The sequence below is a fragment of the Colwellia sp. KS18-150 genome, from assembly GCF_057551365.1.
This window is the reverse complement of sequence record NZ_BAAJMC010000025.1, coordinates 41,550-52,499: the sequence shown is the minus strand read 5'-3', so window position 1 is coordinate 52,499 and position 10,950 is coordinate 41,550. Positions and strand designations below refer to the sequence as shown.

Sequence of the window (10,950 nt, the reverse complement as noted above, 5' to 3'; positions counted from 1 at the left end):
AATAAAAGAAGTAACAAAGTAAATATTTATGATAATTAAAAAATTAGCCTTTGCCTTATTATTAGGTGCTTTAGGTACCACAGCACAAGCAACTGAAGAATTTCAGGTTGAAGATATCGAAGTAAAGGGTTTACAACGTGTTGCTTTAGGTGCCGCATTAACGCACATTCCGTTTAATGTTGGTGATCAATTAAATCCGTTTAGGATTTCACAATCTATTAAAGCCTTATATAAATCAGGTCACTTTAATGATATTCGAGTTTACCGTGATGGTAACCGAATCATCTATCGTGTTAGAGAGCGCGAAACAATTAGCGAAATAACTTTCGATGGTAATAGCGACTTAAAAGACGAGCAGCTGATTGAAAGTTTAGATGGTAGTAATATTCGTGTTGGTGAAACACTCGATCGTACCGTAATTTCGGGTATCGAGATGGGGCTAGAAGATTTTTATCATAGTGTAGGTAAATACAATGCAGATGTAACAACAACGATTACGCATTTACCTAGAAATCGTGTCAACCTTGAGTTTGTTTTTACTGAAGGTGATGCTGCAGCGATAAAACAGATCAATATCGTCGGTAATGAAATTTTTACGGATGCACAAGTACTCGATAAAATAGAGTTAACTTTTGATTCGCCATGGTGGGATTTTATGGCGCAAGATAGATATCAAAAACAAACTCTTCAAGGTGATATGGAAACGATCAATAGTTATTATTTAGATCGTGGCTATTTACGCTTTAAAGTAGATTCTACGCAAGTTTCGATGACACCAGACAAACAATCAGTTTATATCGCTTTAAATGTTACTGAAGGTGAAACCTATAGTATTTCAGAGGTAGACTTTATTGGTGATATGGCAGGTTTTGAACAGACCATTCGTGCTATCAATCCACTTCGTGCTGACAACCTATATAATGGCGCAGAAGTGACGTACACCGAAGAAGTAATCAGTAAATTCTTAGGGCGTTTTGGTTATGCTTATCCAAAAGTTACCACTATTCCTGAAATTAACGATGAAGATAACACGGTAAAGCTTTCTATTTCGGTAGACCCAGGTAAACGTATTTATGTAAATAAAGTTAACTTTAGTGGTAACCATGTTACGGCTGATAATGTTCTTCGACGAGAAATGCGTCAAATGGAAGGTGCTTGGTTATCAAATAGTTTAGTTGAACATTCAAAAGCTCGTCTATCCCGTCTTCCTTATATGGAAACTGTCGAATTTGAAACTAATCAAATTTCCGGTGAAGAAGACTTAGTTAATGTTGATTTTACCGTTAAAGAACAAGCCTCAGGTTCATTCACTGCAGGTGTTGGTTATGGTGACTCGACAAAGTTAAGCCTAAATGCCGGTGTACAACAAAATAACTTTTTAGGAACAGGTAACCGCTTAGGTTTTAATATTAATACCAATACCTATTCAAAAAGTGCAAGTATTTCTTATACCGACCCTTATTTTACCGTAGATGCAGTGTCATTGGGCGGACAAATATTTTATCAAGCCTTTGATGCTGGTAGTGCCAACTTAGAACAATACAATAATAAAACTTATGGTGTTGGTTTAAACTGGGGCTTCCCAATTAATGAATATATTCGTCTTGGTTTCGGTGTTGGTTATAAGCATAATGAAATCACTTCATTAGAAACTTATGAGCAAATTCAAACTTTTTATGATTTACATTCTGACCCTGATGATCCGGGAACATTAACACCTTTTAGAAATTTTGATGTTAGTGCTAGTATTTCACGTTCAACGTTAAACCGTGGTACGTTCCCTACGGCAGGCTCTCAGCAAAGCCTTACCTATAAAATGACCACACCTAATACATCAGATGTGCAATATTTTAAAGTTAATTTAGATACAAAATTTTATTTTCCATTAACACGTAATCAACGCTGGACAGTATTAACTCGATTGCAATTAGGTTATGGTAACGGTTATGGAACAGTGAATGGTCATGATCAATTACTACCATTTTGGGAAAACTTTAGAGCGGGTGGTTCTGATACTTTACGTGGTTTCGAAAACAATACCGTTGGTCCTAAAGCGGTATATCGTTATCCTACACAAATTGGTGGCACACCAAACCCTACCGGTGGTAGCGCTTGTTGTTTAGGGCCTGATCATGATTATATTCAAGTGTCACCGCGTTCAGTAGGTGGCAATGCTGTAGCGCTTGGTGGTATAGAATTAATTGTACCAACACCGTTTTTAGATGAAAGTTATAGTAATAGCGTTAGAACGAGTTTCTTCGTTGATGCTGGTACCGTTTGGGATACCGAATTTAACCTAGCTGATTATGAAGATTTAGCACCAGAAGAATATGCTAAACTCGATGATTACTCTGATATTGGGCGTTTTCGAGCCTCAGGTGGTTTGTCTATCCAATGGCTATCGCCAATGGGGCCTATGATATTTAACTTTGCAAAAACCATTAAAGAAGAAGAAGATGATGACACAGCCTTCTTTAGCTTTAATATAGGTAAAACTTTTTAACTTAACTGCTTGCTAAATATTTTAGTGAGATTAACAAAATAATAGAAGAATAAAGAGGAACTTAAATTGAATAAAATTATTAAATCTATGGCATTAACCGCAGCTGCTTCATCATTGTTATTAGCAAGTAGCGCAATGGCTTTTGAACAAAAAATTGCTGTTGTCAATGTACAAGAAGCGATCAACCAAATTCCTCAATCAGCTGCATTAATGCAAACGTTAGAATCAGAATTTAAAGATGAAAAAGCTGTGATTGCTCAATTACAAAAAGATTTATCATTTGAAGATGAGAACCTTAAGCGTAATGGCTCTTTAATGAATGAAAAAGAAAAGACTGAATTACAAACTAAAATGGCTGGTTTATATCAAAACTACCAAGTTAAAGTAAAAGAGTTTCAACAAAAAGTAGCTCAACGTAAAAATGAAGAAACAAATAAGTTATTTGCTTTAGTTACTCAAGCAGTTGATGCTATTGCGGCGAAAGAAGATTATGATCTTGTACTTTCAAAGCAAGCTGTGATGTTTTCAAAACCAGATCATAACATCACTTCAAAAGTTGTTGAGCAAGTTAGTAAGCTTAACTAATTGACTACAGTATCAAATTTTACTTTAGCTGATATTGCTAAAGAAATTGGCGCTGAGCTAGTATTAACTGTTGATGATAACAAGTCATTAGATAATGATGTCTCAACCGAAAATACAAAGGTTACTGGTTTAGCTACCCTTGCTAATGCGAAAACAGGTCAAGTGGCATTCCTTGCTAATAGCAAATATGCCACACAACTTGCCTCCACCAAAGCCAGTGCAGTCATTATTGCTCCTCAAGTGCTAGCTGATTGTAAAACAGCAGCCTTAGTGATGGATAATCCATATATGGGTTATGCATTGTTAGCAAATTTACTTGATACAACGCCTCAAACGGCTATTGGCATTCATGCGAGCGCTACAATACATGATGATGTAGTTGTGGGTGAAAATGTCAATATCGGAGCTAATACGGTGATAGAAGCAGGTGTTAAGCTTGCAGATAATGTCAGTATTGGTGCCGGTTGTTTCATTGGTAAAAATGTCACTATTGGCCAGAGCACTCGACTATGGAGTAATATCAGTATTTACCATGAAGTGAGTATCGGCGAACGCTGCTTGATACAAGCAAATACTGTTATTGGCTCAGATGGTTTTGGATATGCTCCTGTCAATCAAACTTATAAGTGGCATAAAATACCTCAACTAGGTCGTGTCATTATTGGTGATCAAGTTGAGATAGGGGCTAGTACAACCATTGATCGAGGTGCTTTAGAAGATACTGTTATTAAAGATGGTGTTATTCTCGATAATCAAATTCAAATCGCCCATAACGTCATTATCGGTGAAAATACCGCGATGGCAGCTTGTAGCGTTATTGCTGGTAGTACTGTCATTGGTAAAAACTGTACCATTGCAGGACTAGTTGGTATTAATGGCCACATTAATATTGCCGATAACTGTGTATTTACCGGTATGTCTATGGTCACAAAAAGTATTACTCAAGCAGGTGCATATTCATCTGGTATGCCAGTTGAGCCAAACAGTAAATGGCATAAAACCAATGCCAGAGTAAAACGACTAGACACCTTGACTAAGCGTGTGAAAGAGCTAGAAAAACTTCTTGAAAATAAGTAGCTGTATGGCTACTTATTCGCTAAAATAATAGATAAAAATATTATAACGCAATTCTCTTGCGCTCATGTACCCCCTGATATATGAGCTCAGCCAATGAAAGGATAAATCATTTGGACACTATTAAAAAACCAATCTCATTGAACGAAATCAAGGATCTTATTCCACATAGGTATCCTATGTTGTTAGTTGACAAGGTTGTTGATTATGAGCCCGGTAAAACTTTACACGCGATTAAGAATGTTACTATCAATGAACCAGTGTTTACGGGGCATTTCCCCGAGTTAGCTATTTTCCCTGGAGTGTTAATTCTTGAAGCATTAGCACAAGCGACGGGTATTTTAGGCTTTAAAAGTAGCGAAGGACGCGATGAAAAAGAGATGTATCTTTTTGCTTCTATTGATAAAGCCCGTTTTAAACAACCTGTTTTACCTGGTGACACTATGCACTTGCATGTGGAATTTATTAAAGAGCGCCGCGGTATGTGGAAATTTTACGGTGAAGCTAAAGTGGATGGCAAAGTTGTCTGTTCAGCCGATTTAATGTGTGCCCGCAGAGAAATGTAAGGCAATTGCCTACCCAATATACAAGGTAAATTTATGATCCATCCTCAAGCGATTATCGAGCCTGGTGCTGTAATTGGTGATAATGTCACGATCGGCCCTTGGACCTATGTCTCTAGTAATGTCGTTATTGGTGATAATTGTGAAATTAGCTCTCATGTAGTGATTAACGGTCCGACAAAAATTGGTCGCGGTAATCGAATTTTTCAATTTGCCAGTATTGGAGAAGACTGCCAAGATTTAAAGTTTGCTGGTGAGCCTACTGAGCTTATTATTGGTGACAATAATACGTTCAGGGAGTGCTGCACTATTCATCGAGGCACTATTCAAGATAATAGTTTGACGCAAATTGGCAGTAACAATTTATTTATGGCTTATACTCATGTTGCACACGATTGTATTGTGGGTAATAACTGTATTATGGCGAACAATGCTTCTATTGCCGGTCACGTTCACGTAGGCGATCACGTTATTATTGGTGGTATGTCAGGTATTCATCAATTTTGTCATATTGGCCCTCATAGCTTTATTGCCGCTAATGCCTTGGTATTAAAAGATGTTCCTGCCTATGTCATGGCATCTGGCCACCCAGCAAAACCCTTTGGCTTAAATAGCGAAGGTTTAAAACGTCGAGGCTTCGCCAGTGACGTTATTCTGTCTATTAAGCGTGCATATAAGAATGTTTATCGTAAAAAGTTATCGGTAGAAGATGCATTATCGGCGATTGAACTTCAAGGTGACTCCTCTGTAGAACTTGCCGCTTTTACCGATTCAGTTAAAAACTCTGAACGCGGTATTATCCGTTAATCCTAATGGTAGCTGAATCACTATCTAATTCAATTTCTAGAGCTCCTATCTTTGCCATAGTAGTAGGCGAGCACTCTGGCGATACACTCGGTGCTGGCTTAATGTCAGCACTTCAAAGCCAATACCCCGATGCTAAATTTGTGGGTATTGGCGGTCCAAAAATGCAAAAACTTGGCTTTGAAAGCTTATTTGCAATGGAAGAGCTAGCGGTAATGGGGTTAGTCGAAGTACTTGGACGCCTTCGTCGTTTACTCTATGTTAGAAAGTCTCTAGTTAATTACTTTACTGATAATAAACCAGATGTTTTTATTGGTATTGATGCCCCAGATTTTAATATAGGTCTAGAACTACGTTTAAAAGCTAAAGCAATAAAAACTGTTCATTATGTTAGTCCTTCTGTTTGGGCATGGCGTGAGAAACGCATTTTCAAAATAGCCAAAGCGACTGATATGGTACTATCACTTTTACCTTTTGAAAAAGCTTTCTATGATAAGCATCAAGTTCCTTGCACTTTTGTCGGCCACCCATTAGCCGATGATATTCCAATGCTAAATGATAAATATCAAGCAAGAGCAACACTCAATTTACCGCACTCAGCTAAAATTTTAGCATTAATGCCTGGTAGCCGTGGCGGTGAATTATCACGTTTACTTGAGCCGTTTTTCAATAGCGCAAGGCAACTACAGAAAGAAGATGAAAATTTAGTATTAGTTGCGCCAATGGTTAGTGATAAAAGGGCAGAACAATTCAATGCGCTAAGAGCAGAATTAGCACCGGATCTAAATATCACGTTAATCATAGAAAAGACACAAGGTGTTATGGCAGCTAGTGACTGTCTATTAACGGCTTCGGGTACAGTGACGTTAGAAGCCGCATTAATTAAAAGACCTATGGTTATTTGTTATAAGTTTAGTCCGATAACCTACTTTTTAGGTAAAGGCTTAGTGAAATTAAAGTGGTTTTCACTGCCTAATTTATTAATGAATAAATCACTGGTTCCAGAATTATTGCAAGATGCTGTGTGTCCTGAAAACATTGTTCCTCTGGTTAAAGAACGACTTTATCAAGACCAAAGTCAATTAAATGAAAGTTATATCGACATACATCAGCAGTTAAAATGCGATGCAAGTGCACAATCAGCGAAAGCAGTTATTGCCTTACTCCCTAAAGAATTATTAAAAACTAGCTAACATTATGACAAAAACAAAGCTATTTCCCCCATTTGAATATCCTATCGCTTACTGTATCGCGGGTGTTGATGAGGTTGGACGTGGTCCATTAGTAGGTGACGTGGTAACTGCAGCCGTTATTTTAGATCCCGATAATCCTATTGAGGGTTTAATGGATTCAAAAAAGATATCTGAAAAAAAACGCGCTTTATTAAGTGTTGAAATCAAAGAAAAAGCTATCGCGTGGTCAATTGGCCGCGCTAGCCCAGAAGAAATAGACACCTTGAATATTCTTCATGCAACAATGCTCGCCATGCAAAGAGCAGTGCAAGGATTGGAAGTAATACCTGACTTCGTTTTAGTTGATGGTAACCGTACTCCAACATTTTCTAGTGAGCAAGGTAATATTAATAGTCAAGCTGTGGTGAAGGGAGATGATCGCGTTAGTGAGATAAGCGCAGCCTCCATATTAGCCAAAGTTGCAAGAGACGATGAGATGATCGCGCTTGATGCCTTACATCCCGAATATGGTTTTGCCAAACATAAAGGCTATCCCACTAAATTGCATTTAGAGAAGATCATCGAACATGGCGTGTTAGCTTGTTATAGGCAAAGTTTTAAACCGGTAGCCCGTGTTATCGCGCAAGGTGTTCGTCATGACTGAAATTGCAGTCACTGAGCAAACAGACCCTAAGTTTATTCATCTTCGTATTCATAGCGATTTTTCGATGTGCGATGGCTTAAAAAAAGTTAAGCCAATTGTCGCTAAAGCCGCTGAATTAACAATGCCTGCGCTAGCGTTAACCGATCAGACTAATTTGTGCGGCTTAGTTAAGTACTATCATGCAGCCCATGGCGCAGGTATAAAGCCCATTATTGGTTGTGACTTTTGGGTGAAAAGTGATGTTTTAGAAAGCGAGCTTTCTCGCCTAGTGATACTTGCTACCAATAATACCGGTTATAAAAACTTAACCGAGCTTATTTCCAAAGCCTATATGCGTGGCCATCTTCAAAATAGAGCGGTGATCGATAAAGACTGGTTAATACAGTACAAAGAAGGCTTAATACTACTCTCTGGTGGCAGAGAAGGTGATATAGGCAAAGCTTTACTTAAGGGTAATCACGATTTAGTCTCTGAAATGGTGAGCTTTTATCAAACCTATTTTAAAGATTGCTTTTATCTTGAGTTAATTAGAACAGGTCGTAACGATGAAGAAAACTATCTTCATCAAGCAGTAGAGTTAGCCAGCCAATATGAACTCCCGGTTGTCGCCACTAATGAAGTGATGTTTTTATCTCCAGAAGATTTTGATGCTCATGAAATTCGGGTAGCGATACATGATGGCTTTACCTTAGATGATAAGCGTCGCCCTAAACGTTACAGTGCTGAGCAGTACCTTCGCTCTACTGATGAAATGTGTGAGTTATTTAGTGATATTCCTGAGGCTTTAACTAATTCAGTAGAAATAGCCAAACGTTGCAATGTCACCGTTACCTTGGGGGAATATGTTTTACCTGACTTTCCAACGGAAGGTTTAGAAATAAATGACTATTTCATTAAAGTCTCTAAAGAAGGCTTAGAAAAAAGGTTAAAACAATTATTTGATACTAGCGCGGATGATTTTGCTGAAATACGTAAACCTTATGATGAGCGTTTAAAGGTTGAGCTGGAAGTTGTTAATAACATGGGCTTTCCCGGTTATTTCTTGATTGTAATGGAATTCATTCAATGGAGTAAAGATAACAATATTCCTGTTGGTCCTGGTCGTGGATCTGGTGCTGGCTCTCTAGTGGCTTATGCCTTAGATATCACAGATCTTGATCCACTTGAGTATGATCTCCTGTTCGAGCGCTTCTTAAATCCCGAACGTGTATCTATGCCAGATTTTGATATCGACTTTTGCATGGACAGACGTGATGAAGTTATTGATCACGTAGCAGAGCTTTACGGTCGTGATGCGGTATCTCAAATTATTACCTTTGGTACTATGGCGGCTAAGGCCGTTATCCGAGATGTTGGCCGAGTGCTGGGTCATCCTTATGGTTTTGTTGATAGAATTTCGAAACTGATCCCACCAACACCTGGTATGACATTAGCAAAAGCCTTTGAAGAAGAGCCTAAGTTACCAGAAGTTTACGCGCAAGACAGTGAGGTTAAAGACCTTATTGACATGTGTCGAATCTTAGAAGGCACAACCAGAAACGCCGGTAAACATGCTGGTGGTGTTGTTATTTCCCCAACAACAATAACCGATTTCGCACCACTTTATTGTGATGATGAAGGCAATAATCCGGTTACTCAGTTTGATAAAAACGATGTTGAAGATGCCGGCTTAGTCAAATTCGATTTCTTAGGTTTGAGGACGCTAACCATTTTACAGTGGGCCATTGAAATGGCCGATGAAAAATTGTTAAAAGCCGGCAAAGAGCCTATTGATATCACCAAAATTGATCTTGAAGATAAAGCCAGCTTTAAGGTGTTACTTGCCTCACAAACTACCGCGGTGTTCCAGCTGGAATCAAGTGGTATGAAATCTTTAATCGATAAGTTAAAGCCAGATTGCTTTGAAGATATTATTGCACTGGTAGCACTATTTCGCCCCGGACCACTTCAATCAGGCATGGTAGATAACTTCATTGAACGTAAGCATGGCCGTGAAGCAATTAGTTATCCTGATGAAACGTGGCAACATGAAGATTTACAACCTGTTTTAGAGCCAACTTACGGCATTATTTTATACCAAGAGCAGGTAATGCAAATTGCTCAGGTATTAGCCGGTTACTCACTTGGTGGCGCAGATATGCTTCGCCGTGCAATGGGTAAGAAAAAGCCAGAAGAGATGGCTAAACAGCGTGCTGGTTTTGAGAAAGGTGCAATCGAACGTGGTGTTGATGGCGAATTGGCCATGAAGATTTTCGATTTGGTAGAAAAATTTGCTGGTTATGGTTTTAACAAATCGCATTCTGCAGCTTATGCTTTAGTATCCTATCAAACCTTGTGGATGAAGACTCATTTTCCAGCCCCTTTTATGGCAGCTGTTATGTCTGCGGATATGGATAACACAGAAAAGATTGTTACTCTCGTTGATGAATGTAGCAATATGGGAATAGATTTATTACCCCCTGATGTTAATGCCGGTCAGTATAAATTTACTGTCAATGATGATAATCAAATTGTCTACGGAATTGGCGCGGTAAAAGGTGTGGGTGAAGGACCTATTGAGGCCATTATTGCTGCTCGTCAATCTGGCGGTCCTTTCAGTGATTTATTTGATTTTTGTGCCCGTTTAGATTTAAAGAAAACCAATAAGCGTGTACTAGAAAAGCTGATAAAGTCAGGGGCTATGGATGCATTAGGCCCTACTTATAAACTTAGTGAAGACGGTAAAGATTTACCTCATCGAGCGGCATTATTTGAAACCTTGCCTGAAGCTATCAAAGCGGCTGAGCAACATGCCAAAGCTGAAGCATTAGGACAAAATGATTTATTCGGATTGATCAATGATGAACAAACCGACTCACGACAAGCCTTTAAAGAAGTTAAAAAATGGCCTGAAGATGTTTGGCTTGATGGTGAAAAAGAAACGTTGGGGCTTTACTTAACGGGTCATCCAATAAACCGTTATCTATCTGAAATTAAGAAATACGCCACTAGTCGTTTAGTGGGCATGCAGCCAACAGGGCGCGATAAACAAGCTGTAGCCGTTGGATTGGTTTTAGGCGTGCGCGTAATGGTGAATAAACGTGGTCGTCGTTGGGCATTAGTCACTTTAGATGATAAAAGTGCCCGTATGGATGTACGTTTATTCCCCGATGATTATGATACTTTTGCAGAATTGCTTGAAACTGATGCTATTTTAGTCTGTAGTGGACAGGTCAGCTTTGATGATTACTCCGGAGGTAATACAATGACCGCCCGAGATATCATGACCATAGCTGATGCAAGAGAAAACTATGTTACATCACTTGATTTACGGGTTGATAAAACCCAAATAGGTCCTAATTTTATCGAGCAGTTTACCCAGACTTTAACACCGCATAAAGAAGGCACTTGCCCGGTAAGAGTTTTTTATCAGCGTGAAGAAGCAAGAGGTATGTTAGAACTTGGTGTACAATGGCGAGTTTCGCCTGCCGATATGTTATTATATGATTTAAAAGAATTATTAGGTGAAGATAATGTCACCTTACAGTTTAAGTAAGGAACAGGTTTACTTAAACTAAACATCTTAACAAAGCATCCTAAATATAG

At 38.6% G+C, this 10,950-nt stretch carries 8 protein-coding genes; all 8 read left to right on the top strand.

Annotated features, from left to right (window positions below; genetic code table 11):
- The first annotated feature begins 28 nt into the window (after nucleotides 1-28).
- The 8 genes from bamA (at nucleotide 29) to dnaE (ending at nucleotide 10,900) form a co-directional block, all read left to right on the top strand.
- Nucleotides 29-2,503 (top strand): outer membrane protein assembly factor BamA, encoded by a 2,475-nt coding sequence (bamA, locus tag AC27IF_RS18450; protein ID WP_487055820.1) that lies wholly within the window; start codon nucleotides 29-31, stop codon nucleotides 2,501-2,503.
- Nucleotides 2,504-2,569: 66 nt separating this feature from the next.
- Nucleotides 2,570-3,088, top strand: coding sequence for an OmpH/Skp family outer membrane protein (locus AC27IF_RS18445; RefSeq protein ID WP_487055819.1), 519 nt, complete (start codon nucleotides 2,570-2,572; stop codon nucleotides 3,086-3,088).
- Nucleotides 3,089-4,165 carry a UDP-3-O-(3-hydroxymyristoyl)glucosamine N-acyltransferase gene (gene lpxD / locus AC27IF_RS18440; RefSeq protein WP_487055818.1) on the top strand — a complete coding sequence of 359 codons (1,077 nt, stop codon included), beginning with the start codon at nucleotides 3,089-3,091 and terminating at the stop codon, nucleotides 4,163-4,165.
- 80 nt (nucleotides 4,166-4,245) lie between these two features.
- A complete protein-coding gene (gene fabZ / locus AC27IF_RS18435) occupies nucleotides 4,246-4,728 on the top strand; it encodes a 3-hydroxyacyl-ACP dehydratase FabZ (RefSeq protein WP_487055817.1) in 483 nt (160 codons plus the stop codon).
- A 33-nt stretch (nucleotides 4,729-4,761) separates the two neighbouring features.
- Nucleotides 4,762-5,532: an acyl-ACP--UDP-N-acetylglucosamine O-acyltransferase gene (gene lpxA, locus AC27IF_RS18430; protein ID WP_487055816.1), complete on the top strand. Its 771-nt coding sequence runs from the start codon at nucleotides 4,762-4,764 to the stop codon at nucleotides 5,530-5,532.
- A gap of 5 nt (nucleotides 5,533-5,537) precedes the next feature.
- Nucleotides 5,538-6,722: a lipid-A-disaccharide synthase gene (gene lpxB, locus AC27IF_RS18425; protein ID WP_487055815.1), complete on the top strand. Its 1,185-nt coding sequence runs from the start codon at nucleotides 5,538-5,540 to the stop codon at nucleotides 6,720-6,722.
- A 4-nt stretch (nucleotides 6,723-6,726) separates the two neighbouring features.
- Entirely contained in the window at nucleotides 6,727-7,365 is a 639-nt protein-coding gene (rnhB, locus tag AC27IF_RS18420; RefSeq protein WP_487055814.1) for a ribonuclease HII, read from the top strand.
- Nucleotides 7,358-10,900, top strand: coding sequence for a DNA polymerase III subunit alpha (gene dnaE, locus AC27IF_RS18415; RefSeq protein ID WP_487055813.1), 3,543 nt, complete (start codon nucleotides 7,358-7,360; stop codon nucleotides 10,898-10,900). Before rnhB ends, dnaE begins: the two co-directional genes overlap by 8 nt.
- The last annotated feature ends 50 nt before the right edge of the window (nucleotides 10,901-10,950 follow it).